This window comes from Siminovitchia fortis, from assembly GCF_007681465.1.
Classification (GTDB): Bacteria; Bacillota; Bacilli; order Bacillales; family Bacillaceae_C; genus Siminovitchia; species Siminovitchia fortis.
In genome coordinates, this window is sequence record NZ_VEKZ01000003.1 from 113,351 (window position 1) to 129,192 (window position 15,842).

Here is a 15,842-nt window from a genome sequence, read left to right on the forward strand (position 1 = left end):
TTGATTGTCGTGAAAAAAGCAACAATTGCAGATGTGGCAAAGCTTGCTAATGTATCGAAAAGTACAGTTTCCCAATATTTAAACAAGCGCTATGAATATATGGGAGAGGAAACGCGAAAAAAAATTGAAGAGGCGATTCAGGAGCTGCACTATCGACCGAACTTCATGGCTCGAAGCTTGAAGCAAAAGTCAACCTTTACGATAGGTGTCATCGTCGCCAATATTATTCATAGCTTTTCAACAAAAATTATTAATGGGCTTGAAGCGGAATTTGATAAAAAAGGGTTTCATATGATTATTTGCAACTCGGCCGATGAGCCATCAAAGGAAAAGAAGCATATTGAAACGCTTCTAGAAAGACAGGTGGATGGCTTCATTATATTTCCAACAGGAAAAAATGGGGCGCTTTATCGTACGCTGACGATGCAAAATATTCCCATTGTTTTTATCGACCGTTTTATTGAAGAACTTGATATCCCATCTGTACTTCTTGATAATATGACGGCAATGGAGATGGCTGTCTCCTCTTTTAATGTACATCCCTTAGCGGTCATAACAACTTCTTTGGATCTTCAAATTACACCGCGTGTTGAACGTCTTGAAGGCTTTCGGCTTGCATTGCAAAAACGAAATTTTGAAATACAAGAAGAGTATGTTCGGCATGGAGAGACAAAGGAGCTGGCACAAATTTTTGATGAACTTTTTACATTGGCAGTACCTCCCAAGGGCGTCATTGCTACAAATGACCGCGTTTCGCAGGAGCTCATGCTATATGTAAAAAAACATCATATTCGTGTACCGGATGACCTCCAAATTGTTGTTATTGATGAAATGCCATTTACAGAGCTCATGACACCTCCACTCACAACGATTGAGCAGCCTGCTGATCTAATGGCTAAGCAAGCTGCCGCTTTGTTGTTCGAAAAAATTAAAACAGGAAATTTTAAGGAAACGAAAAAGCTATATCGATTCGAGCCGATTTTTCTTAAAAGAGACTCCACACTGCTATAATACTGTCATTAATGTGACCCCATAAAGTTAGAATAACTTTACTAGTTGATGGCGGGAAAGTTCAGCTGTTTAGTTTATAGCCATCATCTTTTTTTCTAATTTTGAGCAATGCAAATAGAAATTAATTTACGCCTAGGAATACCCTTAAACAACCACCTGCTTTTGAGCATGTGGTTGTTTAAGTTTTAGGAATGAAGCATAGGGAATAACGAAAACAAAAAAGAAGCATTAACGGACTTGATGAGGCTCTTCCTCCCAGAAATACAGATAATTTTCTTATACGCAAGGGGGGAGTCTTTTTGTATTTATTGTTGCATGCCATCCGACCCGGTTATTATTTGTTAAATTAGGCAAATAAGCTAATTAAATTACCGTCAAGGTCTTGAACGATCAAAGACTTTGCCACAGCGTGCTCGAATTCAGTAATTTCAAAGCTTAAAGCAAAGAGTGGACTTCTTGAATTTAAAACCTGATTTCGCACTGGCCAAGCCGCAGTTTACTTGATGGCTATTCAAATAGGGTGCTTTCACCTCCGAAACCAGTCTGCGTTTTCATCCATATGTACGAACGGGATATCCGTATCCACTTCTCCTGTAATTCTTTTCGCCCCAATATCCTCGCCTGCCAGCCATTTTCCGAAATCAAACTCTGCCGGTTCCTGATTCCCGCCAAGCGCCATCCATGTTTTCATTTCTTTTGGAAAGTATGCTGACGTATGGATCGTGCCTGCCCAGCTGCTATATAAGTCTGAAAAAACTCCTTTGTCCGTATCGTTAAACAGGCGGAAAGCTTCGTATGCATCAGAAGCGGGATTTTTTCGAATCGCTTCAAGCCTGCGCTCGGAATCCGCAAGATGATGACGGTTTTCGTGCTTCAACTCTTCAAAGTGGTTCGTGCAGGCGTTTGACTGTCTTACGGTGACTTCCCTCGGCGTCGCCTCCACAATCTGGGTATCGCCGCTTCGATCACACACGATATAGCTGAACGAATGCCTGTGCGGAATTTCTTTTAATAAGGAAACGGCTTCCTGCCCATTTGCACAAGTCTCCAAAACAAGCCTTCCGATCATTCCGCAAATAAAACCGTCCTTGGGATTCTTCCGGTTCATGAAATTGTAGCCCATAGCAAGCCCCTTCTCGTTCAGTCCATCGGAGCGCCCGGTAATTCTTTGGCTTGGCCCTGCGGTCGCATAACCACCTCCTGCCGGCTGAAAAAATACATACCGTCCTTCATATGTCTTCGGATGATAATCGTAATTGCGGACCAAATAGCCTTCACCCGTTAAAATTGAGCATCCAGACCGCGGAATCTCCAGCCGGTACCCGCCAAATTCAGTCAGAGCACGTTCGAGCGGCCATTCCAGCGCCTCCTGCAGCCCGAGAATCTCTTCCCAAATCCCCGGAGCAATCGGTGTGATGGCCGTTTTCACTTCCTTGGGGTCAATGGCGAACCGTGGCCTGCGTACTTTCCACTGATTCTCCCGATTTTTTATTGTTAGTGAATCTTTTAAAAGCTGTCCCTGCATAAAGCCAAAATCGAAATGGGAACCGCGGAATTGAATAATATCGGTGTAGATCTTTTTCATCATGTGTCCCCTACTTTCTGTTAAGGTCTTAAGTCTTGCCAAAAAATATATCGAGGATTAGCTTGTTTGTCTTTGCTTAAAAATAGGAATGGCACCTCTTTTTTGTGGAATGTAAAGGTTAACCAAACCTCCAAAAAAAGAGATGCCGTACAAAAATGATAACCTTTTATTCCGGTATAGTATTTTATGGTTGTTTAGGGCTTGGATTTCAAAGTATCTCTAATTGTAGCAGGCTGATGCTCTCCTCTCCATTAATTGGATTCAAACCATTTGAAATTTCGAATTTATGAAGGGATTTGCGCATTATTGTCAAAATTATTATGAATCATAATGGAAGTTGAAAGGGTGAGAAAGCTGCCAAACAAAAATAAAAGGTTATCTGGTCCCCAACAGGTTGCAGAATTTATGAACAACCTCGAACATCCACTTAAAGAGGAAATCACAGAAGTTAGAAAAATTATTTTAGGAACAAACAGCAAAATTACAGAAAAAATTAAATGGAATGCACCCAGTTTTTGTGTAGATGGCCATGATCGGATAACGTTTAACCTTAATGGAAAAGGATTTTTTCGACTTATTTTTCACTGTGGGGCAAAGGTTAAAGATAACACGGCCAATAAATCTTTGTTTGTAGATAATAGCGAGATATTGGAGTGGGTAACTGACGACAGAGCCATAGTGAAATTCACCAATATGGATGATGTGAGGGCCAAGGAAAATGACCTTCGAGAAGTGATAGATAAGTGGATTCACGCTACGATTTGACCGGGCTGTCCATTGTCAGATGTAACTTGACAATGGACATGACTTCTTTTGCATCCCAAAGGGGATAAGTTAATGACTAAATAACTCAATAAACAGAATCTTGACAAAAATAAAAGAAAGCTATAACATTAAAACATATTAGTGCTTAAGGTAGGGGGCTGAATTGGTACATACAAAATCAGCAAGAGAAATCTGTCGCACGTACACGCAACTCAATGATGAAGATATTGATGAAATAGAAAAGATAGAAAGCAACCTACAGCTGATTGCGGATTTGAATCAAGCCAATATTTTTATAGACTGTCCGACCCGGGAACTAAAACATGCAATCGTTGTTGCAGAAGCGGTTCCGTCTAATGGGAATTCGTTGTACGACCGGCCTGTTACAGGAGAATTTGCCTATGAAGCCTTTGAGCCTGCTGTCTTTTTCACGCTGCGAACAGGGAAGCAGATGATCCTTAACAGGGCACTTACACAAGAAGGTAAAATGGTGAAACAGAGCGTAGTTCCGATTAATGGGAAAGGCGGAAAAGTAATTGGATCATTAATAATGGAAAAAGATATCACTGAACAGGTTGAAGAAGAAGATAAAATGAAAGCGTTATCCAAGGCTACAGCTACCCTCGGTGATATCATGATCAGAATGACTCAAAATGATCCAATTGTTCCTGAAATCATAGAAGAAGCGCTGTTTTATATTGATGAAAATGATGATATCGTTTATGTGAATCCATCAGCAATGAACCTTATTTATGAAATATATGGCAGTAAATGTAAAGTGGGCACGCCGATTACTGAATATCTACCTTTTGTTGAAGATCTCCTGTCTCTGCCAGAGGCGTTATTAATGAGGGAGATTCAGATAAAAAGCCGTTTTTTTCAATTAAAGAAGATATCCCTGAACCATAATAATAATGCATCCGGAACATTTATTATTCTGCATGATCTTACAGAGCTTAAAGAAAAAGAACGGCAGCTTGTTGTAAAGTCAGTGGCTATCCGTGAGATTCATCACAGGGTAAAAAATAACTTACAAACGGTCGCCAGTCTTTTGCGGTTACAAATGAGAAATGGGGTCCCGGAAGAAAGCAAGCCACACTTCCAGAAAAGTCTAAATCGGATATTAAGCATAGCGGCCGTATATGAGTTGATTCTTTCCGGCTCAAGCGCTGACGATGTTAATGTGTTGAATTTGGTGGAAAAGATTGCCCGTATGATTGTTCACAACGATCACCAGACGGACATAACCTTACAAATTAATTATGAAAAATCCAATTTACAGCTTCCTTCCCATAAAGCTGTTTCAATTGCTTTGATCATTAATGAATTAATTCAAAATTGTGTTAAACATGCCTTCAAAGACAATATTCAAGGGCGAATCCAGGTCGATTTTGAAAAGAGTGATAACAAAATAGAAATGAAAGTTATTGACAATGGAATCGGCTATCCAGAAGATACTAGTACATCTTTTGGCCTAGACATTGTAAAGATGATGGTCGAATACGATTTGGAGGGTGAGTTTTCCATTCAGCGTAAGCAGCCGGGAACAGTAGCAACGGTCATATTTCAATCGAAGGAGAACCATCATGTTGAACAAGCGCATTATGGTAGTGGAGGATGAATCCATTGTTCGACTGGATATCGTTGAAATGCTCGAAGACGAAGGATGGGATGTTGTAGCTGCGATAAATAACGGGGAAAAGGCTATAGAACTTGCGGAAGCTTTGGAGCCCGATCTCATTATAATGGATATAAAAATGCCTAAACTGGACGGGATCAAAGCAAGTGAAATCATTTCAAAAAAATTAGATGTTCCTATTTTGTTATTAACGGCATATACACAGGATGAAGTAATAAAAAGCAGAAAGATCAAGTCTATTTCAGGATATTTGGTGAAACCCATATCTGAAAACAATTTGATACCAGCAGTGAAAAATATATTATTTTCAACTCAGTACAGAAACCGAAAATAGATTTCTAATCTTCTAATCGAAAGTCTATTGTTCCTATGAAAAGTTAATAAGTTTAAGCAAAGGTGCTTATCCGTATTTATAAAATTGTATAAAACGGATAGGCACCTTTTTGTTTGAATTTTATGGTTCTACAACTTTAGTGGAAATCTAATCATTTCGGCTGATATAGATATAAAATTTAAACGGAGGGATACCATTGGAACTCGTCGGAAATATAGTTGTCTATATTATAATGATTTGTGCAGTTTTAGGTGCGTTTGCAGCAATGAAAGATGCCCATAAAGGACTTGGCAAGGAGTTTATGGAAGGCATATATACGGTTGGCCCTATTTTTGCAAACTCAGCAGGGATCATGGCATCCATTCCATACTTGTCCAAGTTTATAACCAACGTTTTTGGCCCCTTTTTTGACAAACTGGGAGCAGATGCAGCCATTGCAGCTACCTCCATTCTTGCAACGGATATGGGTGGGTATCAGTTGGCCAATGTTCTAAAATCCTCCTATGAAGGGTGGATTATGGCTATGATTGTTGGCTATATGGCTGGTGCTACCATTGTGTTTTCGATTCCACTGGGTTTGCCTATGCTTGATAAAAGAGACCACAAATATATGGCGCTTGGCATCATGTCAGGCCTGTTGACCATTCCAATCGGAGCTTTTATCTCCAGCGTCATTATTGTTTTATCAAATGCAAAGATCCGCACAATCATTGATACGAGTGCAGATTCAACTTATGAGTTTACTCTGAGCTACTTATCAATCCTTGTTAATTTGCTGCCTCTTTTTATATTCGTAGTCATTATTGCATTGGGATTATATTTTTTCTCTGATTTAATGATCAAAGGTTTCATGATATTTGGAAAACTACTGGACATAAGCATTAAGATCGTTTTGGTGTTCTCCATTGTTGAAATCTTCACCGGCTTATTCTCTACGCTTTTTGGTTCATGGGGATTCGATCCTATTATGGCTGATGGCAAGGATAATTTTAGGGCATTGGAAAATGCGGGAAATATTGCGATTATGCTCGCAGGTGCATTCCCAATGGTATACCTGATTCGTAAGTATTTATCAAAACCCCTTACAGCAATGGGCAGAAAGATTGGCCTTAGTGAAGCCGGCAGCGCGGGAATGCTAGCCACTGTAGCCAATATATTGGCTATGTTCAAGCTTGTTCGTGATATGCCTCCAAAAGACAAGGTTATAAATATATCTTTTGGGGTATCGGCAGCATTTTTACTAGGGGATCATCTTTCCTATACTGCCAACTTTCAACCTAGTCTTATTCCTGCGGTATTAATAGGAAAAATTTGTGCGGGGGCTTTAGGAGTTGTTTTTGCTTATTGGATTTGTGTTCCTAAGGCTCTTGAATTGGAGAAAATGGATAGGGAAGCAGGTATCATTGGAAAACAAGAGTACATCTATGATGAAAAGCATCAAACATCGACAACAGCATAATCTTTTTCTAAGGTGTTTGCCCGGAAGGATTTATATCTTCCGGGTTTTAATTGTGTTTATGCCGAAACGGGGAAGCATAAACCAAGGGGGCCGGAAGCAGATATTGCCGACTCCATAATCATACAAAGCCCTGGTAAACTTCATTGGAAGTTTCCCAGGGCTTTGTGATCTTTATGAAAGTCTCCAATACAGTGAACAGCTCGATGGTTAATATTAAATCTTTGCACTGCTGTATTTTTAAAAATAATTTGATGTGATTCCGCCATCAACATTTATTAATGCGCCGTTTGTCCAGTCAGATTCATCTGAAGCGAGATACAAAGCACAATTAACAATATCTTGCGGCTTTCCAAACCGTCCCGATGGCTGGCGATCCAAACGAACGCGTTTTGCTTCTTCATCTGTAACAAGCCATTCCATTAATAGCGGCGTTTCAATCGGCCCCGGACAAATGGCGTTTGTACGTATTCCTTTTGGCCTGAATTGAATGGCAAGAGATTTTGTGAGTGAACATACAGCTCCTTTGGAAGCCGTATAGGCATCCTGAGGTACTGAACAGCCCATAAAAGCAACAAATGAAGCGATATTGATAATGGAACCCGATTGATTTTTCTCCATTTCGGGGATAACATACTTTGTCATGAAAAAGATGCCTTTTACGTTTACATTCATTACCAGGTCCCAAACTTCTTCCGATGTATCCACTACTGAGTGGTCCTCGGCCGGCATTACACCGGCATTATTATATAGAACATCTATCTTTCCGTATTTATTGACCACTTCCGAGACAGCAGAAGCAACATTTCTCTCATTGGCAATATTACACTGAAAAAACTCTGCCTCTCCACCGCTTTCTCTTATTTCGTTTACTGTTTCAATTCCGGACTTTTCATTGAGTTCAAATACAGCAATTTTACCACCTTCTTTGGCGAACATTTGGGCAGCAACTTTACCCATACCTCCACCTGCGCCTGTAATAATGCATACTTTATCTTTAAGTCTCATATTTTCACCTCATGAATCAATTTTTAACATTGTTCAAAATATCTGGCACGTTCCCAATCCGAAACAAATCCATCAAACGCCTGCTGCTCTACCATAGCTGCATGCAGATAATGTTTGGCAACTCTATCTCCCAGTACATCGCTTACAACTCCGCTATTTTTCCAGCATATAATGGCTTCATGCAGAGAGGAGGGAATTCTCTTCACATTTGGATCGGCATATGCATTTCCTTTAAATTCCGCAGGCAGCTCAAGTTCCTGCTCAATTCCCAGCAGGCCTGCTCCAATAAGTGCGGAATATGCCAAATAAGGATTCATATCAGCACCGGGTATTCTTGATTCAAATCGTAGGTGATCACTGTCCCCTACCACTCGATAACCCGCTGACCGATTATCTTTACTCCATACGATATTTACAGGTGCCCAGCTGTTCGGGGCAAACCGCTTATATGAATTAACATTTGGAGCAAAAAACAAGGAGAAATCTCTGGTGTAAGACAGAACCCCGGCCATGAATTGCTGCATTGTTTTTGACATGGGGTTACCCGTATCTTCACCAGCGAAAAAAGCATTTTTGCCAGTATGGGCGTCTGTGAGACTCAAATGAATATGACCGCTTGAACCGGTCCACTCGTGATGGGGCTTGGCCATGAAGGAGACAGACCGTTCGTTTTGGATGCATATCTCCTTCATGCCATGTTTGAAAAATAAATGTTGGTCCGCCGCATTTAGGGCGTCACTGTACTTTAAATTAATTTCATGCTGCCCGTAATAGGCTTCTCCTTTTGAAGATTCGATTGGTATACCGGCCATGTCCATGTATTGGCGGACTTTCTGGTAGAGAGGCTCATTTCTTGTGCCTTGCAAAAGGTTATAATCCTCATTCACATGACCTGCCGTCTGAAGACCCCTATACTCCTTCTCATGGACAGTTTCATACGTTTCGCTAAATAAATAAAATTCCAGCTCACTTGCCATATATGGGCGGAAGCCAATTTGCTCCGCTTTTTCCAGTTGGCTTTTCAGTATATTTCTTGGAGCTACAGCCACAGGGGAGATGCCATCCATTTCATAAACATCGCAGAATATGGATGCTGTTTTTTCCAGCCAGGGGATAATCTTAAAAGTGTTCCAATCCGGCTTGGCGATCCAATCTCCATAACCGTCATTCCAATTCATTGATTCATAGCCCTCAGGGACATTCATCTCAAAATCTGTTCCCAACAAATAATTACAAAAATGAGTTCCCTCATCTAAGTCGTTGTCCAGACAGTATGCGCCGGTGACCCTTTTTCCCATGAACCTTCCTTGCATATCGCAAAAGCCAAGAATGACAGTGTCTATTTGTCCTTCTTTAATCATTTGGATTAATTTGTTCTTAGTGTTAGTCGTTTTAACCTCACTGGAATTGGAAAGTAATTTTGCCATAGTATGAATCTCCTCCATAATAGATTGCCTTACTGCAAAGTTAATGAGATATATTTTAGTTCTACAAATTCATCCAATCCAAAATGGCCGCCTTCTCTTCCCATCCCGCTCTCTTTCATTCCGCCAAACGGGGCTTGGGGAACGCTTAATTGTGTTCCGTTAACGCCAACCATCCCGTATTCCAAGCATTCACTGATGCGATACACCCGGTTAATATCATTTGTAAAGAAATAGGCGGCCAGACCATAAGGTGACTTGTTGGAGAAATCAATGACTTCTTCCTCATCTTCAAAAGTCATGATGGGGGCAACAGGTCCAAATATTTCATCCTGTATAAGGTCCATGTCTTCTGTGATATCTGTCAAAATTGTAGGTGAATAAAAATATCCGCCCAACTCGGTCCGTATTCGTTCACCTCCAGTCAGTACAGTAGCCCCTTTCTCCTTGGCATCTTTTACCAGTACCTCCATTCTTTGAAGGGCAGCTTCATTTATTAGTGGTCCCATTTGAACACCTGCCTTTGTTCCTTCACCCACTTTTATCCGCTGAACCAGATATTTAATTTTATTGATCAGTTCCTCTTTTATATCTTTATGAGCCATGATTACGTTGATTCCATTGCACATTTGGCCACAGTTTTCAAATTTATTCTCCACTATTTTTTCAGCTGCCACGTCCAGATTGGAATCAGGAAAAACAATAACAGGCGCATTTCCGCCGAGTTCAAGTGAGATTCTTTTTACTTGATCAGCCGCATGTTTCATTAATGTCTTCCCTACGTTCGTAGAACCCGTAAATGAAATTTTGCGTACACGCTTATCTTCAAATAGAGCATCGGATATTACAGAAGCCTTGCCTGTAACAAGGTTGGCGACGCCGTCCGGTATTTTCGTTGCCATTAGCTCATCAAACATAGCGATAGCGATTCTCGGTGTTTCACTAGCAGGCTTCACGATAATGGTGCAACCGGCAGCTAAAGCGGGGGCCACCTTTCTGGCGATCATCGCACCTGGAAAGTTCCATGGAGTAATCAACCCGCAAACACCCACTGGCTGTTTTATTACGGTAATCCGCTGATTTCGACTGGAAGGGGGGATGACTTCTCCGTATATCCTTTTTCCTTCCTCCGCATACCACTGAATAAATTGAGCACTGCCCTCTATTTCACCACGTGCCTCATTAATCGGCTTTCCCTGTTCTTCACTCATCAATAAGGCAAGTTCATCCCGTTTATTTAGTAAATTTTCAGCCCAATGAATTAAGTAAATTCCACGTTCGGATGGGGTCAACTTTGACCAGCTTACATAAGCCCTGGAAGCTGCCTCTATGGCAGCGGCTACTTCTTTTTTTCCTGAGATTGGTACATTTCCGATTACTTTCCCGTTTGCGGGGTTAATCACATTAATCATTTCATGAGTATATACCTTGTTTCCGCTAATCCAGTTGTAATCAAACATGGACATTCTCTCTCCTTCCACATCGTCTTTGGGCAAAAAATAAAAGGCGCTCCAATAACAGCGATAAACTGTTTGGTAAGCGCCTTTGCCCATTTATTTACTTGTTTTTAACTGATATTTCTTTAATACAGCAGCTGCGATGACTTCCAGCGGCTTTTGATTATTCATGCTCATCTTTCTAAGTAAAACGTATGCTTCGTCTTCCGATAAACTCTTAACTCTCATTAAACAGCCTTTCGCCCTTTCAATCAATTTTCGGGTCTTAAGCTTCTCCTGTATATCCTTTAGTTCATTTGTAATTTGCTTTCTAATATTTACTTGTGACAAGGCTATTTCCACTGCAGGAATCAAACTTGCCTCTGTAATAGGTTTTACAATATAACCCAGTACATGAGGCTGTTTTGCATCCTCAATCAAATCAGGCTGGCTATACGCTGTTAGAAAAATAACCGGCGTGCCGGTAGCCTTTCCGATAATCCGGCTTGCTTTGAGGCCATTGAGTTTTGGCATCATAATATCCATTACGATAAGGTCCGGTTTAACTTTATATGCCAATTCGATAGCAGATTCCCCATTCGAGGTGTCATATACTTCATACCCTGCAGACTCCAACATTTGCTTTACATCCAAGCGTATAATCGTTTCATCTTCAACTAGTAATATTCCGTTTTTCACTATGAACCACCTCATAGAAAGTTAGCAATGCTTCCAATAAAGAGGAGAAGCGATAATAATAAAAGGCGCCCTAAGAACTCCTTTCAACATTTTTGGAAAGTGTCTATAAGCGCCTTTGCTTGTTTTATGAACTTTTGTAATAATTCTACTAGAATAAAAAAAGCTTGTCAATTATTAATGTATAATTTAGAATATTTCACTAGCGATAAAATAAGAGAGGGGCATACATACATGGGCAATTTGATAAGTCTAATAAAGGATTTGATTCGAATCGACAGTTCCACAAAACAAGGAGCCAATGAGGCAATTGCATATTGTGAAAACTGGCTTCTCGCACGGGGGCTTACTGTAAATAAACTTAAAAATAACGGGTTTGATATATTGATATGTGAAGTGGGCAGCGGAGAAAAGACCTTAATTTTAAATGGACACGTAGATGTCGTAAGCGGAAAGGAAATTCAATTCCAACCATATGAGGCAGAGGGGAAATTATATGGCAGAGGATCGGCAGATATGAAGGCCGGTGTGGCGGCTATGATGTTTGCGATGGCTGATTTAAAGGATGAGAAATTAAACAGCAAAATACAATTACAGCTTGTCACAGATGAGGAAATAGGCGGGTATAATTGTACGAAATATTTAACGGAATCCGGCTATGTTGGGGAGTTTGTAATATGTGCTGAACCTACTAATCTGGGAATTGGTCTTCAGGCAAAAGGGGTTCTCCAGTTGGACATACTTGTCAGGGGAAAATCGGCTCATGGCAGCCGGCCGTGGGAGGGAGAGAATGCTATTTTACGTTCCTACGAATTGTACAAAAATATTCTTAGCCTTCCTTTTGCAAAAGAATCCTCGGAATTTTTTAGATATCCGTCGATCAATTTGGCGAAAATTACGGGAGGGGAAGTGTATAACAAGGTGCCCGACGCGTGTGTTATGTCGCTTGATATTAGATTTCTCCCTTTTCAAAACAGACAGATGATTATCGATCAAATCCGGAGTATTGATAAATGTGAGGTTGAAGTTGTCTTATATGGAGACCCGGTCATGAATTCAGCTGATAATATACATATACAGAGCTTGGTATCACAAATAAGAGCTAACACAGATAAAGACAAGGTCGAAATTTTTGGGCAGCATGGATTCGCCGATACCAGGTATTTTTCCAAGTTCGGCATACCTGCCATTGAATTTGGCCCGGCAGGAAACTTCTGGCATGGTGATAATGAATATGTGGATTTGAAATCTGTTGAAACATATAAAGAAATTTTAATTGAATTCGCGAAATCTTTTAAATAAATGAGAAATACGCATTAATTCTCCTGCAAAAAATTTGAGGGCGGTGTTGCCGTCCTTGTCTGTTTACTCATATAAAGATTGTCCAAAATTGAACCACTGAATCAGGTCTAAAGGGGTTTGCTACTGCCGTATGCCCTTCGTTCCTGCACTAACTTTAACCATTCATATATTATTTGATGGCAGTACCTTTTGGAAGAGGAAAGTTCTCCCTTTACCAAACCATCCATCTTTTCTATAAAATTTGAGTCTTGCTGCAGAATCCAATTTTTCTTTTCTTTTACCCAACTTTCCAAGATGGTCTTATTAACCTCAGGATGGAATTGGAAACCATAAATATAATCTCCAATTCTAAATGCTTGATTTTTACACTTGCTACCTGTAGCAAGGCGAACTGCCTTTTCGGGCAATTCAAAATAGTCCTCATGCCATTCCATAAAAGAAAATATGTCTGGCAAGTTACGAAATAGTGGATCACTTTTTCCTTCCTCTGTTTTTCTTAACTTCATCATACCAAATTCAGGTTTTTCCATTTTGCGAACGGCTTTTTTATAGGCGCTGCAAATTAGTTGGGCCCCTAAACAAATGCCTAAAATGGGCTTGTTAGACCGATAAAAATTCAAGATGGCCGATTTAATTTCTGTTAAGAAAGGAAAGTCAGAATCATCGTAAGCCCCCATGCTTCCGCCCAGTATGATTAATGCTTCATACTTATTTATTTCCTTTGGCAGTATTGTGTTTTCTTCCATTCGAAAAACTGTATAGTGCTCCCCAGCCATTTTAAGGGCAGTAGTTATTTCTCCTGCAGGAGCAAGGTCTTCTGGTTGGATAATCAATATGCTCATACTAATCCCCCCAATTCGACAGGTGAATATCATCTGAAAAATGGTTTTATTGAATATGAAGACTATGAAAAACGGTGGAAAGATTGTCGACAATCAACCATTTTTATATTCTATAAGGTATATTCAACAGAAAAGTTTGTAATCCTTTAAACTTATAATGTTGATACAATAGAAGCAGCATCGAAAGGTGTATTCCAATGGCCCAAAATTATAGAAGTTGAAATATATGGCGGAAATAAAGGGGGGAGTCAGAGTGGCGGGTCATGAGCATTTTTTGGTTATAGATGTCCGGGCCGACGGAGATAAGCCAATCTAATTAAATTTGCTTTAAAGAAAAGCGCAAGGCGCCCGCCTATCGGCGCAAAGCTAGACGTGTGCTGAAGAAGGCGTAGTTTGCCTTCAAAGGCGATTGGCTTAATCCTTGCGCCGATGACGCCTGTAGCTGGACCCCATCACATTCTATTAGAAGATACGGTTCAAATTTTAGCTTTTTTTAGCAGGAAAAAAACGCCCCCGGGGGCGTCCTCATCAAATCAACAAATGAAACAGCGTACTGTCTTTGTTCACTTCCGTATAGGAGATGTTTCTTTGTTTCATCCGCTCGATCAGGCCTGCGTAGTCCTCACGGCGTTTCAATTCGATGCCGACAAGGCCCGGGCCTCTTTCTTTGTTGTTTTTCTTCGTATATTCGAATGTGATAATATCGTCGTCAGGGCCAAGCACTTCATCCAGGAATTCCCTGAGTGCACCTGCACGCTGCGGGAAATTCACGATGAAATAATAGAGCAGTCCCTCGTAGATCAATGATTTTTCTTTGATTTCCTGCATTCTGCTTATATCGTTGTTGCCGCCGCTGATGACGCACACAACCGTTTTTCCTTTGATTTGGTCTTTATAAAAGTCCAATGCCGCAATCGGAAGGGCGCCCGCAGGTTCCGCGATGATGGCATGCTGGTTATAGAGGTCCAGGATGGTTGTACATACTTTTCCTTCCGGAACAGACACAATATCATCGATATATTTCTTGCACAGTTCAAATGTCTTATGGCCGACGCATTGGACAGCAGCTCCGTCTACAAATTTATCGATGTAAGGGAGCGTGGTCACGGAGTTGTTTTCCAAAGCCGCTTTCATGCTCAACGCTCCGCTTGGTTCAACGCCGATCATTTTTGTGTGAGGGGACACATTTTTTATATAAGTGCTTAAGCCGGCCATCAATCCGCCGCCGCCGATGCTGCCGAAGACAAAATCGACTGGCTCGTGAATATCATTCATCATTTCGACCGCTACTGTTCCTTGTCCGGCAATGATGTCAAGGTCGTCAAATGGATGGATGAAGATGCGGCCTTCCTCTTCTGCGTATGCATTTGCCTGGGCGGAACTTTCATCGAAAGTATCGCCGGTCATAACGACTTCTATATAGTCGCGGCCAAACATTTTCACTTGGTTGATTTTTTGTTTAGGTGTTGTTTGCGGCATGAAGATCGTCCCTTGAATTCCAAGGTGGGCACATGCGTAGGCAACACCTTGAGCATGGTTTCCGGCACTGGCGCATACAACGCCTTTTTCCCTGGCTTCATGTTCAATTGTTTTTATCTTATAATAAGCACCACGCAGCTTAAAGGAGCGGACGTGCTGCAAATCCTCTCTTTTTACATACACCTGGCAATCATATTGCTCAGATAACCGGTCATTTTTCTGCAAAGGTGTATGTGCCACTACGTCTTTTAAAAATTGATACGCAATGAGAACATCTTCCAAATTCAAGGTTTTTGTCTTTTCCTCGGTTGTATTCATGGCGTCATCCTACCTCCGCTTTCGTATAAACATTTCTATATTATAGCATGAACATGCTGAAAATAATACAGGAGTTTTCGAAATATTTAGGGAAAGCGTTTACATAGAAGCATAGGTGAATTCTGCATGAACGCGGCTTATAATCGCAAGCGTCCCGGGATGAAAGGATGTCGACGCTTCGCTGACCGCAAATGTCTTTGTCTGATAAGGAATCATTTTACCATCGGTGATTTCGACAATCGACAGAGGCACTTTTGACAGCAGCACATTCAGCGTTTCAGCAATGGTTTCGGCTTTCCGGCGGGCATCCAGAACCGCAAGGGATAGTGCCTGCCTGTAAAATTCCTCATAACGGGATGTTTCAAAGGTGACACCTGAAACAACGTTGGCCCCATTTCTCACGGCGGTATCGACAATGGCTCCCGCCCGGTTGATTTCTGCGACCTTAATTAAAAGCATATGCTCAACCCTGTAGTTTTTAAAACTTACACGGCACAACTAACACAACCAGTTAGTTGTGCTGATTCCACTTTTTTTCGATATTGAT

General features: G+C 41.0%; 14 protein-coding genes. 6 read left to right on the forward strand and 8 right to left on the reverse strand.

What is annotated here, in order from left to right:
- Positions 1-9: 9 nt before the first annotated feature.
- Positions 10-1,011 (forward strand): LacI family DNA-binding transcriptional regulator, encoded by a 1,002-nt coding sequence (locus FS666_RS02225; RefSeq protein WP_144460080.1) that lies wholly within the window; start codon positions 10-12, stop codon positions 1,009-1,011.
- Between the two features lie 526 nt (positions 1,012-1,537).
- Here FS666_RS02225 and FS666_RS02230 read toward each other — a convergent pair.
- Positions 1,538-2,596, reverse strand: coding sequence for a C45 family autoproteolytic acyltransferase/hydrolase (locus FS666_RS02230; RefSeq protein WP_144460166.1), 1,059 nt, complete (start codon positions 2,594-2,596; stop codon positions 1,538-1,540).
- Positions 2,597-2,941: 345 nt separating this feature from the next.
- Between FS666_RS02230 and FS666_RS02235 the strand changes: the two genes are divergently transcribed.
- The 4 genes from FS666_RS02235 to eutH all read left to right on the forward strand — a co-directional run bounded on the left by FS666_RS02235 (position 2,942) and on the right by eutH (position 6,793).
- Positions 2,942-3,361 carry a DUF1801 domain-containing protein gene (locus FS666_RS02235; RefSeq protein WP_244943818.1) on the forward strand — a complete coding sequence of 140 codons (420 nt, stop codon included), beginning with the start codon at positions 2,942-2,944 and terminating at the stop codon, positions 3,359-3,361.
- A gap of 163 nt (positions 3,362-3,524) precedes the next feature.
- Complete coding sequence (locus FS666_RS02240) at positions 3,525-4,982, forward strand: sensor histidine kinase (RefSeq protein ID WP_144460078.1); 1,458 nt, start codon at positions 3,525-3,527, stop codon at positions 4,980-4,982.
- Positions 4,951-5,334, forward strand: coding sequence for a response regulator (locus tag FS666_RS02245; protein ID WP_144460164.1), 384 nt, complete (start codon positions 4,951-4,953; stop codon positions 5,332-5,334). Before FS666_RS02240 ends, FS666_RS02245 begins: the two co-directional genes overlap by 32 nt.
- Before the next feature lie 196 nt (positions 5,335-5,530).
- Positions 5,531-6,793: an ethanolamine utilization protein EutH gene (eutH, locus tag FS666_RS02250; protein ID WP_120070835.1), complete on the forward strand. Its 1,263-nt coding sequence runs from the start codon at positions 5,531-5,533 to the stop codon at positions 6,791-6,793.
- Positions 6,794-7,030: 237 nt separating this feature from the next.
- On the opposite strand, the gene FS666_RS02255 is transcribed toward eutH, so the two are convergent.
- The 4 genes from FS666_RS02255 to FS666_RS02270 form a co-directional block, all read right to left on the reverse strand.
- The gene (locus FS666_RS02255) at positions 7,031-7,798 is read right to left on the reverse strand and encodes an SDR family NAD(P)-dependent oxidoreductase (protein WP_144460077.1); all 768 of its coding nucleotides are present in this window, start codon (positions 7,796-7,798) and stop codon (positions 7,031-7,033) included.
- A gap of 23 nt (positions 7,799-7,821) precedes the next feature.
- On the reverse strand, positions 7,822-9,225 hold the full coding sequence (locus FS666_RS02260; RefSeq protein WP_144460076.1) for a glutamine synthetase family protein: 1,404 nt from the start codon (positions 9,223-9,225) through the stop codon (positions 7,822-7,824).
- Positions 9,226-9,254: 29 nt separating this feature from the next.
- Positions 9,255-10,688, reverse strand: a complete 1,434-nt coding sequence (locus FS666_RS02265) for an NAD-dependent succinate-semialdehyde dehydrogenase (protein WP_306463591.1) — start codon at positions 10,686-10,688, stop codon at positions 9,255-9,257.
- An 87-nt stretch (positions 10,689-10,775) separates the two neighbouring features.
- A complete protein-coding gene (locus FS666_RS02270; protein ID WP_120070851.1) occupies positions 10,776-11,357 on the reverse strand; it encodes an ANTAR domain-containing response regulator in 582 nt (193 codons plus the stop codon).
- Between the two features lie 231 nt (positions 11,358-11,588).
- Between FS666_RS02270 and FS666_RS02275 the strand changes: the two genes are divergently transcribed.
- Entirely contained in the window at positions 11,589-12,656 is a 1,068-nt protein-coding gene (locus FS666_RS02275) for a M20 family metallopeptidase (RefSeq protein WP_144460075.1), read from the forward strand.
- 107 nt (positions 12,657-12,763) lie between these two features.
- Here FS666_RS02275 and FS666_RS02280 read toward each other — a convergent pair whose 3' ends face one another.
- From FS666_RS02280 to FS666_RS02290, 3 genes are all read right to left on the reverse strand, one after another.
- Positions 12,764-13,498, reverse strand: a complete 735-nt coding sequence (locus FS666_RS02280) for a type 1 glutamine amidotransferase (RefSeq protein WP_186306432.1) — start codon at positions 13,496-13,498, stop codon at positions 12,764-12,766.
- Between the two features lie 528 nt (positions 13,499-14,026).
- A complete protein-coding gene (gene ilvA / locus FS666_RS02285) occupies positions 14,027-15,295 on the reverse strand; it encodes a threonine ammonia-lyase IlvA (protein ID WP_144460073.1) in 1,269 nt (422 codons plus the stop codon).
- A gap of 99 nt (positions 15,296-15,394) precedes the next feature.
- Positions 15,395-15,793: an SIMPL domain-containing protein gene (locus FS666_RS02290; RefSeq protein ID WP_144460072.1), complete on the reverse strand. Its 399-nt coding sequence runs from the start codon at positions 15,791-15,793 to the stop codon at positions 15,395-15,397.
- Positions 15,794-15,842: the final 49 nt, after the last annotated feature.

Coding starts and splice junctions, on each gene's coding strand:
- ilvA (WP_144460073.1), bottom strand. CDS start 15,295: ATGAATACAACCGAGGAAAAGACAAAAACCTTGAATTTGGAAGATGTT.
- FS666_RS02260 (WP_144460076.1), bottom strand. CDS start 9,225: ATGGCAAAATTACTTTCCAATTCCAGTGAGGTTAAAACGACTAACACT.
- FS666_RS02230 (WP_144460166.1), bottom strand. CDS start 2,596: ATGAAAAAGATCTACACCGATATTATTCAATTCCGCGGTTCCCATTTC.
- FS666_RS02275 (WP_144460075.1), top strand. CDS start 11,589: ATGGGCAATTTGATAAGTCTAATAAAGGATTTGATTCGAATCGACAGT.
- FS666_RS02280 (WP_186306432.1), bottom strand. CDS start 13,498: ATGAGCATATTGATTATCCAACCAGAAGACCTTGCTCCTGCAGGAGAA.
- FS666_RS02255 (WP_144460077.1), bottom strand. CDS start 7,798: ATGAGACTTAAAGATAAAGTATGCATTATTACAGGCGCAGGTGGAGGT.
- FS666_RS02265 (WP_306463591.1), bottom strand. CDS start 10,688: ATGTCCATGTTTGATTACAACTGGATTAGCGGAAACAAGGTATATACT.